The following is a 14,427-nucleotide window of genomic DNA, read 5'->3' on the forward strand; positions in this document are numbered from 1 at the left end:
GCACCTATTTCCGCATCAATGCCGAGAACACCGGCCAGTTCGAGCGCACCCTGATCGTCGCCGACAAGGGCAGCTACGTGTCCTACCTCGAAGGCTGCACCGCGCCGATGCGCGACGAGAACCAGCTCCATGCCGCCGTGGTCGAAATCTTCGCCCACGAGGATGCGGAGGTAAAATACTCGACCGTGCAGAACTGGTATCCGGGCGACGCTGAGGGCAAGGGCGGCATCTTCAATTTCGTCACCAAGCGCGCGCTCTGTTCGGGCGACCGCTCGAAGGTCAGCTGGACCCAGGTCGAGACCGGCAGCGCGATCACGTGGAAATATCCGAGCTGCATCCTGAAAGGGAACGGCAGCGTCGGCGAATTCTATTCGGTCGCGCTGACCAACAACCGCCAGCAGGCCGACACCGGCACCAAGATGATTCACATCGGCGCCAACACGCGCTCGACGATCGTCAGCAAGGGCATCAGCGCAGGCCGCAGCAACAACACCTATCGCGGGCTGGTCCGCGTGCTCCCCCGCGCCGAGAACGTGCGCAATTTCACCCAGTGCGATTCACTGCTGCTCGGCGACCAGTGCGGCGCGCACACCGTGCCCTACATCGAGGTCAAGAACCCCACCGCGCAGATCGAGCATGAGGCGACCACGTCGAAGATCAGCGAGGATCAATTGTTCTACGCGATGAGCCGCGGCCTCGATGCGGAAAGCGCGGTCGCGCTGATCGTCAACGGCTTCGCCCGCGAGGTGCTGAAGCAGCTGCCGATGGAGTTCGCGGTCGAGGCGCAGAAGCTGCTGGGGATTTCATTAGAAGGAAGCGTGGGATGACGCAGCAATCCTCAACGCCTCAATATCATATTTGGCGAGGGATCGTTGCAGGCGCGTTGGTCTGGCTTGCTTACTACATCTTCCTCGTGGCCGTCGCGGGTTGGTTCAAAGAAGGCGCCTTTGATGTGACCCTGTTCAAACTTCTTTTGGTGCCATTGGCTATCGCAACGGCGGCTGCGACCATCGTTGCCATCGTCGGTTCGAGACTACGCGCCCGTCAGCAACGTCAACGAGACTTAGACACGAATTGATGCTTGAGATCACTAACCTCCACGCGACCGTCGCCGACAAGCCGATCCTCAACGGCGTGTCGCTGACCGTTCCCGCGGGCGAAGTCCACGCGATCATGGGCCCGAACGGCTCGGGCAAGTCGACGCTCGCCTACGTGCTCGCGGGCCGGCCCGGCTATGTGGTGAGCGAGGGCGGCACGAGCTTCCTCGGGCGCGACTTGCTGGCGATGGAGCCGCACGAGCGGGCGGCGGCGGGGCTGTTCCTCGGCTTCCAATATCCGGTCGAGATCCCCGGCGTGTCCTACCTCCAGTTCCTCCGCGAGAGCCTCAATTCGCAGCGCCGTTCGCGCGGAGAGCCGGATCTGTCAGGCGCCGAATTCATCAAGCTCGCGAAAGCCCAGGCCGCGCTGCTCGGCATGGACGCCGAGATGCTCAAGCGCCCGGTCAACGTCGGCTTTTCCGGCGGCGAGAAGAAGCGCGCCGAGATGGTCCAGATGGGCATCATGAACCCGAAGTTCGCGATCCTCGACGAGACCGACAGCGGCCTCGACATCGACGCGCTGAAAAGCGTCGGCGCGGGCATCAACCGCATCATGCGCGCGCCCGACAAGGGCGTGCTCCTGATCACCCATTATCAGCGCCTGCTCGACTATGTGGAGCCCGACCGGGTTCACGTGCTGCAGGCCGGCCGCGTCGTCCGCAGCGGCGGCCCCGAGGTCGCGCGAGAACTCGAGCGCGAAGGCTATGCGGAGGCCGCGGCGTGACGGCTTTCGTCCTCGTCCTCGGCTGCATCGCCTTCATGTTCGTGATCGGAATGATTCGCGGGAACCCCGGGCGTGCCGTCGCCGACACGGCGCTGCTGGTCATCCTGATCGGTATCATCGCAATCGTCGACATCGTGCTCAGCCAGTTCATGGATACCGGCATTGCCGGCAGCGTGGTTGCCGTCGCTTGTGCTGCGGTCCTCGCGCTGGACGCACTCTACGGACTGATGGCGCCCGAGCGGCAGAAGCAGCGCGACAAGATGCTGCGGCGGCTGATGAAGAGGCGCGCATGACGGCGCCTTTCCCCACCCGCAAGCAGGAGGAGTGGCGCTACGCGGACCTCGACGCGCTACGACCGGTTTGGCAGCAGTTCGCCGAGGCGCTGACACTGACGGTTGGTCCGCACGAAGAATTTGAGAAAATCTGGCTGCCGACCAACGAGACGGTACAGGTGCGACAAGTTCAGGTCGCGCTCGAAGCCGGCGCAAACGCGCGGATATTCGTGCTCAACACCGCCTCGGAATATGGTCGGGCCGAGCTTGAAGTCAGCCTTGCCGAAGGCGCGGATTTCGAGCTGTTTGGCGCCAACATCGGCACCGGCCTGTCAACCAACGAGATCGTCACCACCGTCAAGCACGTCGGCGTCGGCGGCCGCTCGCGCCAGGTGATCCGCAGCGTGCTCAACGGCAACGCGGTCGGCTCCTACCTCGGCAAGGTCGAGGTCGCGCGCGGCGCCCAGCAGACCGACGCCGAACAGTCGGTGAAAGCCATGCTGCTCGGCCGCGGCGCCACCGCCAACTGCAAGCCCGAGCTCGAGATCTTCGCCGACGACGTGAAGTGCGCGCACGGCGCGACCGTCGGCGAGCTCGACGCGATGCAATTGTTCTATGCCCAAAGCCGCGGCCTCGACCCGGCGGGCGCCCGCGCCTTGCTGCTCGAAGGCTTCGTCATGGGCCTGTGGGACAGCGCGAAAGACGGCGACGCACTTTGCACCGCCGCGCGCGAAGCTTTGCGGAGAGTGGTGGCATGAACGCGCCCACCTGCATCAACTCCGCGCTCAACGTCCGCGACCAGTTCCCGGCGATTCTGAACTGGCATTATCTCGACAGCGCCGCGACTGCGCAGAAGCCGCAGGCGGTGATCGACGCGATTACCCAGGCCTATTCGCGCGATTACGCGACGGTGCACCGCGGCGTGTACGAACGCTCGGCGAGCATGACCGCGAGCTACGAGGCCGCGCGCGCTGCCGCTTCGAACCTCATCGGCGGACAGCCCAATGAGCTGGTCTTCACCCGCGGCGCGACCGAGGCGATCAACCTCGTCGCGCGCACGCTGCCCAGGAACGGCCGCAACCGCGTCCTCGTGTCGCAGCTCGAGCATCACAGCAACATCGTGCCGTGGCAGCTGGCAGGTTTTGAAGTCGACGCCGTGCCGTTGACCGGCGACGGCCGGATCGATCTCGACGCTGCCGAAGCGATGCTGACCGAAGAACATTGTATTGTAGGATTTGCCCACGTATCCAACGTCTTGGGCTCGGTCCTCGACGCGAAGCGCGCCGCGGACATCGCGCACTCCAAGGGCGCGCTGCTGCTGCTCGACGGCTGCCAGGCGGTGCCGCGCACGAGCGTGAACATTGGGAAGATTGGCGCGGATTTCTACGCCTTCTCAGGCCACAAATTGTACGGCCCGACCGGGATCGGCTGCCTGTGGGGCCGCGCAGAGCTGCTCGCCGGCCTGCCGCCGTGGCAGGGCGGCGGCGCGATGATCGAAAAGGTGACGTTCGAGGAAACCACCTTCCTCGACCCGCCGGCGCGGTTCGAGGCGGGCACGCCGCATATCGTCGGCGCGGTCGGGCTGCACGCCGCGGTCGACTGGGTCGAGAAGCTCAGCCTCGACGCGATCCACGCGCACGAATGCGCGCTTGTCGCCGAATGCCGTGATGCTCTTCACAGCATCGACGGCGTGACGCTTTACGGGCCCGAGGATAGTGCCGGGATCGTCAGCTTTAACGTCGATGGGGTGCATGCGCACGATACCGCCACCATATTAGACGATGCGGGCGTCGCGGTCCGCGCCGGGCACCATTGCGCACAGCCGTTGATGCGCTGGCTCGGCGTCGAGGCGACCGCCCGCGCGAGCTTCGCGGCGCACAGCGACAGCTCGGACATCGCGGCCCTGGTGCGCGGCATCGAGCAGGTGAAGCGGATCTTTTCGAGATGAATCGCGAGCGCAAGATCGAGACCGAGGAGGTGGAGTCGGTGACTCCGCCCGCTCGTGCGCGCGTCACGCCGGAATTCGAGCGCAAGCGCGACTATCTGACCGGGTTCCTCGCGGGAGAGCAGCCGGAAGAGCCGGACGGCGGCGCCGGAAGCGACCTGCAGGCTTCCGTCGTCGAAGTGCTGAAGTCGATCTACGACCCCGAAATCCCGGTCGACATCTACGAGCTCGGCCTGATCTACGATGTCGCGATCAGCGAGGATGGCGACGCGACCGTCACCATGACGCTGACGACGCCGCATTGCCCGGTCGCCGAATCGCTGCCCAACGAGGTCGAGCTGCGCGTGCTGTCGGTCCCGGGCATCCGCGATGCCGTCGTCAACCTCGTCTGGGACCCGCCGTGGGATCCATCGAAGATGAGCGACGAGGCAAGATTAGAATTGGGAATGCTGTGAATAAAGAAACCAAGCTCCGCGCGCGCCCGGCCGCGATCACGCTGACCGACGCCGCGAACACGCGTATCGCCGAGCTGATGGGCCGCGCTCCCGAAGACGCGATCGGCGTCAAGCTCTCGACGCCGCGCCGCGGCTGCTCGGGCCTCGCTTATTCGGTCGATTACGTGACCGACGAACAGCCGTTCGACGAGAAGATCGAGACTCCAGGCGGCACCTTCTACGTCGATGGCGGATCCGTGCTCTACCTCGTCGGTTCGACCATGGACTGGCGCGAGGATGATTTCGCCGCCGGCTTCGTGTTCGACAACCCGAACGCCAAGGGCGCCTGCGGCTGCGGGGAAAGCTTCACCGTCTAGATCGAAAGTGCTATTTGCGGCGCGGAAGGGAGATCATCGATGCTCCTTGCTGTCATCATGTTCGCCGCTGTGTCGGCCGCACCGACCGGCGACATGCCAATCATCAATCCAAAAGCCGGTCAGCCGGCCAATTGCCCGGCGACCTCACGCTATGAAGCGAGCCGCCAGGGCAAAACGCCCAGGGCGCAGAAGCTGAACGAGCTTCCCGACGCCGACGTCTACCGCGCAGTCTATCGCCGCATCGGCAAGTGCGAAGCGCCGATAATCGTCAAGTTCGGGGTTGTCGGCCGCTAGTCTGCCGCGCCCTGCGATGATGGGGGAAATGCCATGACACGCACGCTCAGCTTGCTGTTTTCGATCGTCTGCTACGCCATCTTCTTCGCGACCTTCCTCTATCTGATTGCCTTCGTCGGCGACCTTCCCGTGCCCAAGACCGTCGATGCGCCGCTTACTTCGATGCCGCGCGAAGCGAAGATCATCATCGACGTCGCGCTGATCATCCTGTTCGGACTGCAGCACAGCGTAATGGCAAGGCCCGGCTTCAAGCGCGTCTGGACCCGGGTCGTTCCACCGGCGTCCGAACGCAGCGTTTACGTGCTCTTTGCGAGTGCCGCGCTGATCATCCTGTTCCTCTTGTGGCAGCCGCTCGGCCGCACGGTATGGCAGGTGGGGGCCGACATGGCCTGGTTCAGCACCATCCTTTGGGCGATGTTCTGGGGCGGTTTCGGGATCGTTCTGATCAGCACCTTCCTGATCAACCATTTCGAGCTGTTCGGGCTGCAGCAGGCGTGGCTGAACCTCCGCGGCACCCAAGCGGCCGAGCCGGAGCTTCGGCAGCCGCTGTTTTACCGCTGGGTCGCGCACCCACTCTATGCCGGCTTCTTCCTCGGCTTCTGGTCCACGCCGCACATGACGCGCGGACACCTGCTGCTCGCAGTGGGCGTGTCGATCTACATGCTCATCGCCATTCGCTACGAAGAGCGCGACCTCACCGGCTTGTTCGGCGACGATTATCGCAAGTATCGCTCGGGCGTCGGCGGCCTGGTTCCGCGGTTCAGACGGCGGAGCGCATAGGCTCCGCCGCCTGATCCCCTCCCCAAGGGAAGCCCCGTTAGAAGTTCAGCGCAAAGCGGACGGCCGCGCCCTTGTCGTCGGGCAGGCTCGCGATATGCCCCGGCTGCCGGCGATAAAAGAGATTGGCGCCGAGCCATCCATTGCCGCTGAGCAACGTCGAGCCGTAGCTCAGCTCGGCATCGACCTCGCGGCCGCTCGGGCTCAGCGAAAGCCGGCTCAAGGTGTCGGTCGCAGTGCCGGTCACGTAGTCGTACGACGTCGGCAGCATCATCGCAAAGCCGCCATGCTCGACCCGCAATGGCTGCGCCACGCGGAAGCCGAGCGAGTCGCGGTTCGACAGGATCCCGGCCTTGGAAAGATCGAAGGCATAAGCACCGGTCTGGAACTTACCGGCGGCGAAGTCGGTCCAGCCGCGGCGGGCGGTCAGCGTGGTGCTCCAGCCCGATCCGAGATTGCGGCGCGCCTCGGCATCGAGGAACAGGGTCGTCGCACCGCCGCCGCCAAGGACGTTCGACATGCGGCCGCCGAGCAGCGATTGCTTCTCATCGAGGCGGCTGATCCCGAGCGACAGCCAGTTCGACCCGAAGCCGCTGTCGGCGGTCACGCTGGTGAAGCGGTAGGGCGATCCCGTCGCGCTGGTCTTCACTTCCTGCCACACGTTGCCGGTCTCGCCGGCCATCGTCACGCCGATACTGCCGAACTGGTGGCGGACGGCGACACTGCCGTCGCGCCTGGCCGAGAAGCCGGGATTTCCAGCAATATCGCCGGCGATCAGGAATGAGCCCGCCTGCGCCCCGGTCAGGCGCCGCTCCATCGCCTTCGCGCCTTCGGCAAAGCCGAGCGCGACGGCCGTCTTGTTGTCGATCCGCTCGACCGCCGAACCGGCGACCAGCCGCGATTTGCGCATATCCTCTGGCCCTACGCCCAAGCGCTCGAGCGAGTAGCCGTCAGCGAGGTCGTGCCGCTGCGTGACGGTCATCGCAATGCTCACAGGACCCGCCTCGCCGCCGGCGACCTTCACATCGCCCTGGAGCGCGCGCGAAAGCGGATGGTCGACATCCCCACGGCGCAGCGTCTGCGCAAGGTTGAGAACGTAGGCGCGGTCGTAGCCGTCGAGGATGATCGCACCCATCGACTGGCCGCTCACCGCGTCACCCGCCGCGCCCGGCGTATCGCCGGTCGTCCCGGTCACCGGGGTCTTGCTGTCGGCAAGGCTGGTCGTGCCAATCGGCTGGAACGCGCGCTGGATGTTCAGCCGGCCGTGGCCATATATCGAATCGACGCCGGCCGCACCGAGATCATCCGCAGACTGGAACAGGATGCTGACGATCTGCTTGCCGGTGAGGTTGGGGAAGGCCTGCGCCATCAGCGCGACCGCGCCGCTGATCGTCGGCGCGGAGAAGCTGGTGCCCGACCACAGGAACTGCGTTCCGGTCTCGTCGGGTGCGCGATCATGGTAGCCGAGCGCCATCAGGTACCATGCTGCGCCCGAGCCGGCCCGATTCGAGAAGTCGGAGATGGTGTTGACGTCGGGGCTTCCACCGACGGAGCCGGCGATGATCACCGATCCGGGAAAGTCTTGCGCGGGGACCAGCGCGAAGGGATCGGCATTGGCGCCCTTGGTCGGATCGGCACCGTCATTGCCCGCGGAGATAACGAGCACGATGCCGGCGTTGGTGGCACGCTGCATCGCCGAGAGCAGCTGGTTGCCTGGCGGATCACCGCCCAGCGACATATTGATGACCTTGGCGCCGGCAAGGCGCGCCGCATCGATTCCCGCGCCAATCGCGCTGTCGAAGAATTGACAGCCGTCGGTGCCGCTGCAGGTTCCGGGCGAGTCGGCGCGCTCGCTGACGATGGTCGCGTCGAAAGCGACGCCCATCGCGCCGCTGCTGTTACGCGCTGCTGCTGCAACCGCGCTGACCGCGGTGCCGTGCCCGCCTTCGTCGCTGACCCCGCGATTACTGGCGACATCGCCGCTCGCCGGATCGATGCGCCCGGCAAATTCGCTCAGACCTGGATTGATGCCGCTGTCGACGATGCCGATCTTGATACCGCGGCCAGTGGCGCCGGCGTTGTAAGCGGTGATGGCGTTCGACACGACCGAATATTGCGACGCCTGATATTCGGCGGTGTTGTAGTTGGTCCCCGTCGGGGTCGGCGTCGGAGTGGGGGTAGGCGTCGGAGTGGGCGTCGGCGTGGGGGTTGGCGTCGGCGTGGGGGTCGGAGTCGGTGTCGGTGTGGGAATCGGCAGCACTCCCCCGCCCTCGCCGCAGGCGGTCAGTCCGAACGCCATGACAAGCATGCACGCGCCCGTTCCTAGAAGCCGCTTTTTCATCATCCCTCTCCGCTCAAGCCGTTGAAAATACACGGCTTCCCGATGCTTGTTATGGTTTATAAATCCTTTCAATTTGCTTAAGGCTTTCAACGCGCTACGGCGCCATGCCCTGATGGACACTCGCTTCGAACATATACGCGATTGGATCTTCGATCTCGACAATTGCTTGTATCCGGCATCTACCGGCCTGTTCGCGCTGATCGATGAGCGCATGACCGCCTATATCGAGCGCCTGCTCGGCTGCGGCGCCGAGGAGGCGCACCGGGTGCAGAAGCACCATTTCCACACGCACGGGACGACGCTTGCCGGTTTGATGAAAGAACATGCGGTCGATCCGCACGACTTCCTCGAGGACGTGCACGATGTTCCCCTCGACCGCGTGAAAGGCGACGATCGGCTCGCCCGATTGCTGCCGCGCCTGCCGGGACGGCGCTTCGTCTTCACCAATGGCGATGCGGTTTACGCGCGGCGTGTGCTGCACGCGATCGGGGTCCACGAGCATTTCGACGACCTCCACGACATCCATGCGAGCAGCTACCGCGCCAAGCCCGATCCGCACGGCTATGAGCTGTTGTGCGAGCGCTTCGGGATCGATCCCGCCCACGCGCTGCTGGCCGACGACATGGCCCGCAACCTGGTGCCGGCAAAAGCGCTCGGAATGACGACGGTTTGGGTCGACAACGGGTCAGAGCGCGGCGACGACGGTTATGACGCGGCGATCATCGACCATCGGATCACCGATGTCGCGGACTGGCTCGAATGCATTTTGGAGGCGCAGCCTTGAACGAACTCGAACCGCTGATCGACCGGCTGTGGGAAAGGCGCGCCGACCTCAGCCCGGAATCGGGCGGTGACAGCCGCCTGACCGTCGAGCGCGCGATTGCCATGCTCGACGCCGGAGTGGCCCGCGTTGCCGAGCCCGTCGACGGAGAGTGGCGGGTCAACCAGTGGCTCAAGAAGGCGGTGCTGCTGTCCTTCCGCATCAACTCGATGAAGATGATCCCGGGCGGTCCGGGGGGCGCGCACTGGTGGGACAAGGTCGCTTCCAAATTCGCCGGCTGGAGCGACAGGCAGTTCGCCGAGTGCCAGTTCCGCGCGGTGCCCGGCTCGATCGTCCGCCGCGGCGCCTATATCGCTCCAGGGGCCGTCCTGATGCCGAGCTTCGTCAACATCGGCGCCTATGTCGGCGAGAACACGATGGTCGACACCTGGGCGACTATCGGAAGCTGCGCGCAGATTGGGAAGAACGTGCATATCTCGGGCGGCGCCGGGATCGGCGGTGTGCTCGAGCCTTTACAGGCAGGCCCGGTAATCATCGAGGACGATTGCTTCATCGGCGCGCGGTCGGAAGTTGCCGAGGGCGTGATCGTCGAGCGCGGTTCGGTGCTGTCGATGGGCGTGTTCCTCGGCGCCTCGACCAAGATCGTCGACCGCGCAAGCGGGGAGGTCCATTACGGCCGCGTCCCCGCTTATTCGGTCGTGGTGCCGGGCAGCCTGCCCGGCAAGGACGGAGGCCCCGGCCTCGCCTGCGCGGTGATCGTCAAGCGCGTCGACGAGCGCACGCGGTCGAAAACGTCGATTAATGAGCTGCTGAGAGACTAGATAAGTCCAGCTTATCGACCCGAGGCGGCCATTTGTTGGCGTCGGGCGGCGCGAATTCGTACCTGAATCCTCATGAAACCCGTCCAGCCTTCAGAGTTCGAGCGCAATTGCGCGGACGCGTCGGGCGCGCCCGATGTCTACGCCGCGCCAATGATCCGCACGCAAATGAACGGCCGCGACTGGCTGATCCTCGGCAGCCTCGCTTTGATCTGGGGCGGCGCCTTCTTCTTCATTGGAGTCGCCGTCCGCCACGTGCCGCCGCTGACCTATGTCTGGCTGCGCCTGAGCATTGCTGCGGCCGCGATGTGGCTGTTCCTGCGCTTCAAGGGCCAGAGCGTCGATTTGCCGCGGTCGGCGTGGGGCTCGATCGTCCTGCTGGCGCTGCTCAACAACGCTGTGCCGTTCGCCCTGTTCGGCTGGGGCCAGACGCACATCGCCAGCGGCCTCGCCTCGATCCTCAACGCCACGACTCCGATCTGGGGCGTGGTCGTCGCCCATTTCCTCACCCACGACGAACGAATGAGCCCGCGCAAGATCGCCGGCGTGCTCCTCGGATTCGGCGGGGTCGCGGTGATGATCGGCCCGTCCTTGCTCTCGAGCCTCGGCTCGAGCGCGCTCGCACAGCTCGCCTGCGTCACCGCCTCGCTGAGCTATGCGCTGGCCGCGGTCTGGGCGCGCCGCTTCCGCAAGATGGGGGTGTCGCCGATGAGCGTCACCACCGGCCAGCTGACGGCGGGCGCGGCGATGATGCTGCCGGTCGCGCTCCTGGTCGACCGTCCGTGGACCCACGCGTTCCCGCCGCTCACCGCCTGGGGCGCGATTATCGCTCTGGCGCTGCTGTGCACGGCGTTCGGCTACGTGCTCTATTTCAGGCTGATCGAGACGTCGGGCGCGACCAACGCGCTGCTCGTCACCTTGCTCGTGCCGCCGGTCGCGATCCTGCTCGGCGGCCTGTTCCTCGGCGAAAAGCTGGCGCCGCAGGATTTCGCCGGCCTCGGCCTGATTGCGCTCGGCCTTGCCGCCATCGACGGGCGGCTGCTCAGCCTTTTGCCGGGGCGGCGCCGGCTTCGGCAAGCAGCTTAGCCGCCTCCGGGCTCGTCCAGTCGAGGTCGCCGACGTAGCGCCAAACCTCCTTGCCGTTCGCGTCGTAGAGGATCGAGGTCGGCAATACAGTGTCGGGCCCAAGGGCCGCGGAAAGTGCCATCTTCGGATCGCGATAGATCGGAAGGTCGAGCTTGTGGTCGGCGAGGAACGCTTCGACCGAGGCGCGCGGCGCCGTGTCCTGGTTGATCGTTGCGACGTAGAGGTTCGTCGAGGCCTGCTTTTGCAGCGCCTGCAGCGTCGGAAGCTCCTTGACGCACGGAGCGCACCAGGTCGCCCACAGATTGACCAGGGTCGGCGTGCCGAGCAGCGGTCCGTAGCCCATTGGCTTGTCCTCCTCGTCGAGGAAGCTGATCTTCGGAAACGCCTCGCCCCTGTGGCTTCGATCGACGCTTTTGTGCAGCCCCGCCTCGGCAGCCGGCATTTCCCTGCCGTCCGGATCCTCCGCCGGCTTGTGACAGGCAGCGAGTGCGAGCACGGCCGCGCAAATGACGATGAGGCGCATGCTGCGCCGCTAGCGGAAGCCACGGCGAACGGCTAGTCGGGCGGCATGAAGCGCTTGCGCCTCGTGATTTTCACTGTTGCCTTGGCGCTCGCAGGCTGCGGTCGCGTTGCGGAGCTCAAGCCTGCACCGGGACATGCGCTTCCGGTCAAGCCGGCGATGGCCCGCGCCACGCCGACCGTCGAGCAGCTGCTGACGGCGCCGACCTACGCCCGTCCCGACCGTGTCGACGAGCTGGTCAAGCGCTCCCAGCCTCGCGCCGCCGATCCGTTCGACCCGCCGCCGCCAAGCGGCGGGGACGCGCCGCAACTGCCGGCAGGCATCAGTCCGTCGACCGTGCCGGCGACCACCTCCACGACCGCCACGCCAGGAGGGTAAGTCCGATGCCCACTCGCGTCCGCAAGGCGGTGTTCCCCGTCGCCGGCCTCGGCACCCGCCTGCTGCCTGCGACCAAGACCATCCCCAAGGAGATGATCACGATCGTCGACCGGCCGCTGATCCAGTATGCGGTCGACGAGGCGCGCGAGGCGGGGATCGAACAGCTGATCTTCGTCACCGGACGCGGCAAGTCGGCGCTGGTCGATTATTTCGACGTTGGGTTCGAGCTCGAAGCGACGCTGCGCGACAAGGGCAAGAGCCTCGACGTGCTCGATCCGTCCAACGCCCGCTTCGGCGAGGTCGTCAGCGTCCGCCAGCAGGTGCCGCTCGGCCTCGGCCACGCGGTGTGGTGCGCGCGGGACATCGTCGGCGACGAACCGTTCGCGGTGTTGCTCCCCGACGAGCTGATGTTCGGCCAGCCGGGTTGCCTCGCGCAGATGGTCGAGGCCTATGACAAGGTCGGCGGCAACCTCGTCGCCGCGCTGGAAGTCCCGGAGAGCGAGACCCACAAATATGGCGTGATCGACCCCGGCGCGAGCGACGGCCGCCTGACCGAGATCAAGGGCCTGGTCGAAAAGCCGGCGCCGGGTACGGCCCCGTCCAACCTGATGCTTCCCGGCCGCTACATCCTCCAGCCCGAGGTGATGCGCGCGCTCGACGCACAGGAGAAGGGCGCCGGGGGCGAGATCCAGCTCACCGACGCCATGGCCAAGCTGATCGGCCAACAGCCGTTGCATGCCTTCCGCTTCGAGGGCGAGCGCTACGATTGCGGCGGCGCCGACGGGTTCGTTATCGCCAATATCGCGATGGCGCTTAAGCGGCAGGATGTTGGACCCGCCGTCAAGGCATTCCTGTCGACGGCTAAAGCGCGTGGGGCCGTCTGATCCGCTCTACCTTCAGCTGATCGCGCAGCTCGCCGATCTGGATGGCCCGTTCGACCACCCGCGCGTCGAGCGCGGCATTGTCGTCGCGCAGCTGTTGCACGAAACGCGCGCGATCGATGCGGCGCGAAATGCGCGCGATCAGCACCTCGAAGTGGAACGGCTTCAGGATCACGTCGTCGGCACCCGCTCCGTAGGCGCGCACGGCGTCGGCGGGCTTTGATTTGCCGGTGATCAGCATGATCGGGATGTCGTTCCACTGAACCTCGCCGCGGATCGCCCGCGCGAGCTCGGCGCCGCTCATCCGCGGCATGTTGAGTTCGGCGAGCACGAGGTCGATCGAATGGCGGTAAAGCTCGGCGATCGCCGCCGCGCCGCTGTCGGCGGTCGTGATCCGATAACCGGCCTCGGACAGCCGCCGAGCCATGACACCGAGGTTGCTGCGGTTGGGCTCGATGACGAGGATTCGCGGGCGCTCTTCGGGCGCTGCTGGGTAGCGGATGTCCATGCTGCCAGCGCTACGCGAAGATGGTTAACGCGGCGATAAGAAGATCCTGCACGCCAAGTGCGGCGGGCGGCTAGACGAAGAGCAATCCGGCCCTTCCGGGGAGCGACCAGCGAACGCTCGCGACGTTGGGCTGAAAAGCGGGAATTTCGAGCTCCACGACTTCGCCGATCGGCAGCATCTGGAGACAACGAATCTTACAGCCCGTACGGGTTACGTCGAGGATCGTGACCGGTAGCAGGCGGCCCGTGCTCAGGCGGACAATCGCGCCAATGGAGACACTCTTTCGATCTAATCTTGAAATCCATCCAGCCAAGCGAGGCATTTGAAATCACTCTCTTTGTTGAGCGTGACTTACCTAAAGTTAGGTTAGGGAACGGTTGCCAAGGGCTCCGCTTTGGATGGACTCCGCTCCTTTGTTGCTCGGCTTCGCTTACGGCAGCAACTCGACATCCCAGTAGAGATAATCGCGCCAGCTTTCATGGAGGTAGTTCGGCGGAAACGCGCGCCCATGCTCCTGAAGCTGCCAGCTGGTCGGGCGGATCGGATCGCGCTGGATATGCATGTGCGCCTGGTTCGGCGTGCGCCCGCCTTTCTTGAGATTGCACGGCGCGCAGGCGGTCGCGACATTCTCCCACATCGTCCGCCCGCCGTGCGCACGGGGAATCACATGGTCGAAGGTCAGCTCCTTGCCCGAGCCGCAATAGACGCAGCGGAAGCGGTCGCGAAGGAACAGGTTGAACCGCGTGAACGCCGGATATTCGTTGGGCCGGACGAACTGGCGGAGCGCGATCACGCTCGGCAGCTTCAGCGCGATGCTTGGGCTATGCACCTCGCGGTCGTAGTGGGCGACGACATCAACGCGCTCGAGGAACATCGCCTTGATCGCGGTCTGCCACGGCCATAGCGACAGCGGGTAATAGGACAGCGGCGTGTAGTCGGCGTTGAGCACCAGCGACGGGCAGCTTTCGGGATGGCGGATGAGTTCAGGGTGATACATGCGAGCGACAACAGCCTTTCGTTCGGTTCGGATCCGAACTGCTGCTCCCCGGCCCCGTCGCACTCAAGGAGGAGAGGGCGGCGCGGCCCATCTTCCCTTGTTGCCCACCGGATGCCAAGCCGGCGTGACAGAAGTATGAATCGGAAATTGCAGAGTCCGCGTCAAGAGGGAGAAGCTCCTCCGCCGGATCCGGGAGG

General features: G+C 65.4%; 19 protein-coding genes. 15 read left to right on the forward strand and 4 right to left on the reverse strand.

The features are described 5' to 3' along the window. The 10 genes from sufB to mddA all read left to right on the forward strand — a co-directional run. Positions 1-827: Fe-S cluster assembly protein SufB (gene sufB, locus ACJ8FR_RS06380; RefSeq protein ID WP_407827789.1), on the forward strand; the 827-nt coding region annotated here is incomplete at its 5' end. Next, positions 824-1,078, forward strand: coding sequence for a hypothetical protein (locus ACJ8FR_RS06385; protein ID WP_407827790.1), 255 nt, complete (start codon positions 824-826; stop codon positions 1,076-1,078). The genes sufB and ACJ8FR_RS06385, both read left to right, overlap by 4 nt. Then, a complete protein-coding gene (gene sufC / locus ACJ8FR_RS06390; RefSeq protein ID WP_407827791.1) occupies positions 1,078-1,821 on the forward strand; it encodes a Fe-S cluster assembly ATPase SufC in 744 nt (247 codons plus the stop codon). The genes ACJ8FR_RS06385 and sufC overlap by 1 nt, the downstream gene beginning before the upstream one ends. Then, complete coding sequence (locus ACJ8FR_RS06395; protein ID WP_407827792.1) at positions 1,818-2,114, forward strand: hypothetical protein; 297 nt, start codon at positions 1,818-1,820, stop codon at positions 2,112-2,114. The genes sufC and ACJ8FR_RS06395 overlap by 4 nt, the downstream gene beginning before the upstream one ends. Further along, on the forward strand, positions 2,111-2,851 hold the full coding sequence (locus tag ACJ8FR_RS06400; RefSeq protein WP_407827793.1) for a SufD family Fe-S cluster assembly protein: 741 nt from the start codon (positions 2,111-2,113) through the stop codon (positions 2,849-2,851). Before ACJ8FR_RS06395 ends, ACJ8FR_RS06400 begins: the two co-directional genes overlap by 4 nt. Continuing rightward, a complete protein-coding gene (locus ACJ8FR_RS06405; RefSeq protein ID WP_407827794.1) occupies positions 2,848-4,041 on the forward strand; it encodes a cysteine desulfurase in 1,194 nt (397 codons plus the stop codon). Before ACJ8FR_RS06400 ends, ACJ8FR_RS06405 begins: the two co-directional genes overlap by 4 nt. Next, positions 4,038-4,493: an SUF system Fe-S cluster assembly protein gene (locus tag ACJ8FR_RS06410; protein WP_407827795.1), complete on the forward strand. Its 456-nt coding sequence runs from the start codon at positions 4,038-4,040 to the stop codon at positions 4,491-4,493. The genes ACJ8FR_RS06405 and ACJ8FR_RS06410 overlap by 4 nt, the downstream gene beginning before the upstream one ends. Then, complete coding sequence (locus ACJ8FR_RS06415; RefSeq protein WP_407827796.1) at positions 4,490-4,849, forward strand: HesB/IscA family protein; 360 nt, start codon at positions 4,490-4,492, stop codon at positions 4,847-4,849. The genes ACJ8FR_RS06410 and ACJ8FR_RS06415 overlap by 4 nt, the downstream gene beginning before the upstream one ends. Positions 4,850-4,888: 39 nt before the next feature. Then, positions 4,889-5,143, forward strand: a complete 255-nt coding sequence (locus ACJ8FR_RS06420) for a hypothetical protein (protein WP_407827797.1) — start codon at positions 4,889-4,891, stop codon at positions 5,141-5,143. 33 nt (positions 5,144-5,176) lie between these two features. Continuing rightward, a complete protein-coding gene (gene mddA / locus ACJ8FR_RS06425; protein ID WP_407827798.1) occupies positions 5,177-5,923 on the forward strand; it encodes a methanethiol S-methyltransferase in 747 nt (248 codons plus the stop codon). 37 nt (positions 5,924-5,960) lie between these two features. Here mddA and ACJ8FR_RS06430 read toward each other — a convergent pair whose 3' ends face one another. Continuing rightward, positions 5,961-8,261 carry a S8 family peptidase gene (locus tag ACJ8FR_RS06430; RefSeq protein ID WP_407827799.1) on the reverse strand — a complete coding sequence of 767 codons (2,301 nt, stop codon included), beginning with the start codon at positions 8,259-8,261 and terminating at the stop codon, positions 5,961-5,963. Between the two features lie 112 nt (positions 8,262-8,373). On the opposite strand from ACJ8FR_RS06430, the gene ACJ8FR_RS06435 reads away from it, so the two are divergent. From ACJ8FR_RS06435 to ACJ8FR_RS06445, 3 genes are all read left to right on the forward strand, one after another. Next, positions 8,374-9,045 carry a pyrimidine 5'-nucleotidase gene (locus tag ACJ8FR_RS06435; RefSeq protein ID WP_407827800.1) on the forward strand — a complete coding sequence of 224 codons (672 nt, stop codon included), beginning with the start codon at positions 8,374-8,376 and terminating at the stop codon, positions 9,043-9,045. Further along, positions 9,021-9,863, forward strand: a complete 843-nt coding sequence (dapD, locus tag ACJ8FR_RS06440) for a 2,3,4,5-tetrahydropyridine-2,6-dicarboxylate N-succinyltransferase (RefSeq protein WP_407827801.1) — start codon at positions 9,021-9,023, stop codon at positions 9,861-9,863. Before ACJ8FR_RS06435 ends, dapD begins: the two co-directional genes overlap by 25 nt. Before the next feature lie 72 nt (positions 9,864-9,935). Continuing rightward, positions 9,936-10,946: a DMT family transporter gene (locus tag ACJ8FR_RS06445; protein WP_407827802.1), complete on the forward strand. Its 1,011-nt coding sequence runs from the start codon at positions 9,936-9,938 to the stop codon at positions 10,944-10,946. Here the strand turns inward: ACJ8FR_RS06445 and ACJ8FR_RS06450 are convergent. Next, entirely contained in the window at positions 10,903-11,469 is a 567-nt protein-coding gene (locus ACJ8FR_RS06450; RefSeq protein WP_407827803.1) for a TlpA family protein disulfide reductase, read from the reverse strand. The genes ACJ8FR_RS06445 and ACJ8FR_RS06450 overlap by 44 nt on opposite strands. Before the next feature lie 45 nt (positions 11,470-11,514). Between ACJ8FR_RS06450 and ACJ8FR_RS06455 the strand changes: the two genes are divergently transcribed. Further along, the gene (locus tag ACJ8FR_RS06455; RefSeq protein ID WP_407827804.1) at positions 11,515-11,844 is read left to right on the forward strand and encodes a hypothetical protein; all 330 of its coding nucleotides are present in this window, start codon (positions 11,515-11,517) and stop codon (positions 11,842-11,844) included. A 5-nt stretch (positions 11,845-11,849) separates the two neighbouring features. Further along, entirely contained in the window at positions 11,850-12,728 is an 879-nt protein-coding gene (locus ACJ8FR_RS06460; RefSeq protein WP_407827805.1) for a UTP--glucose-1-phosphate uridylyltransferase, read from the forward strand. On the opposite strand, the gene ACJ8FR_RS06465 is transcribed toward ACJ8FR_RS06460, so the two are convergent. Continuing rightward, the gene (locus ACJ8FR_RS06465) at positions 12,706-13,233 is read right to left on the reverse strand and encodes a PleD family two-component system response regulator (protein ID WP_407827806.1); all 528 of its coding nucleotides are present in this window, start codon (positions 13,231-13,233) and stop codon (positions 12,706-12,708) included. The genes ACJ8FR_RS06460 and ACJ8FR_RS06465 overlap by 23 nt on opposite strands. A gap of 430 nt (positions 13,234-13,663) precedes the next feature. Next, positions 13,664-14,230 carry an HNH endonuclease gene (locus tag ACJ8FR_RS06470; protein ID WP_407827807.1) on the reverse strand — a complete coding sequence of 189 codons (567 nt, stop codon included), beginning with the start codon at positions 14,228-14,230 and terminating at the stop codon, positions 13,664-13,666. Between the last annotated feature and the right edge of the window lie 197 nt (positions 14,231-14,427).

It is taken from the genome of Sphingomonas sp., from assembly GCF_045810705.1.
Taxonomy (GTDB): domain Bacteria; phylum Pseudomonadota; class Alphaproteobacteria; order Sphingomonadales; family Sphingomonadaceae; genus Sphingomicrobium.

Coding starts and splice junctions, on each gene's coding strand:
- ACJ8FR_RS06385 (WP_407827790.1), top strand. CDS start 824: ATGACGCAGCAATCCTCAACGCCTCAATATCATATTTGGCGAGGGATC.
- sufC (WP_407827791.1), top strand. CDS start 1,078: ATGCTTGAGATCACTAACCTCCACGCGACCGTCGCCGACAAGCCGATC.
- ACJ8FR_RS06400 (WP_407827793.1), top strand. CDS start 2,111: ATGACGGCGCCTTTCCCCACCCGCAAGCAGGAGGAGTGGCGCTACGCG.
- ACJ8FR_RS06405 (WP_407827794.1), top strand. CDS start 2,848: ATGAACGCGCCCACCTGCATCAACTCCGCGCTCAACGTCCGCGACCAG.
- ACJ8FR_RS06410 (WP_407827795.1), top strand. CDS start 4,038: ATGAATCGCGAGCGCAAGATCGAGACCGAGGAGGTGGAGTCGGTGACT.
- ACJ8FR_RS06420 (WP_407827797.1), top strand. CDS start 4,889: ATGCTCCTTGCTGTCATCATGTTCGCCGCTGTGTCGGCCGCACCGACC.
- mddA (WP_407827798.1), top strand. CDS start 5,177: ATGACACGCACGCTCAGCTTGCTGTTTTCGATCGTCTGCTACGCCATC.
- ACJ8FR_RS06430 (WP_407827799.1), bottom strand. CDS start 8,261: ATGAAAAAGCGGCTTCTAGGAACGGGCGCGTGCATGCTTGTCATGGCG.
- ACJ8FR_RS06435 (WP_407827800.1), top strand. CDS start 8,374: ATGGACACTCGCTTCGAACATATACGCGATTGGATCTTCGATCTCGAC.
- dapD (WP_407827801.1), top strand. CDS start 9,021: ATGCATTTTGGAGGCGCAGCCTTGAACGAACTCGAACCGCTGATCGAC.
- ACJ8FR_RS06445 (WP_407827802.1), top strand. CDS start 9,936: ATGAAACCCGTCCAGCCTTCAGAGTTCGAGCGCAATTGCGCGGACGCG.
- ACJ8FR_RS06450 (WP_407827803.1), bottom strand. CDS start 11,469: ATGCGCCTCATCGTCATTTGCGCGGCCGTGCTCGCACTCGCTGCCTGT.
- ACJ8FR_RS06455 (WP_407827804.1), top strand. CDS start 11,515: ATGAAGCGCTTGCGCCTCGTGATTTTCACTGTTGCCTTGGCGCTCGCA.
- ACJ8FR_RS06460 (WP_407827805.1), top strand. CDS start 11,850: ATGCCCACTCGCGTCCGCAAGGCGGTGTTCCCCGTCGCCGGCCTCGGC.
- ACJ8FR_RS06465 (WP_407827806.1), bottom strand. CDS start 13,233: ATGGACATCCGCTACCCAGCAGCGCCCGAAGAGCGCCCGCGAATCCTC.
- ACJ8FR_RS06470 (WP_407827807.1), bottom strand. CDS start 14,230: ATGTATCACCCTGAACTCATCCGCCATCCCGAAAGCTGCCCGTCGCTG.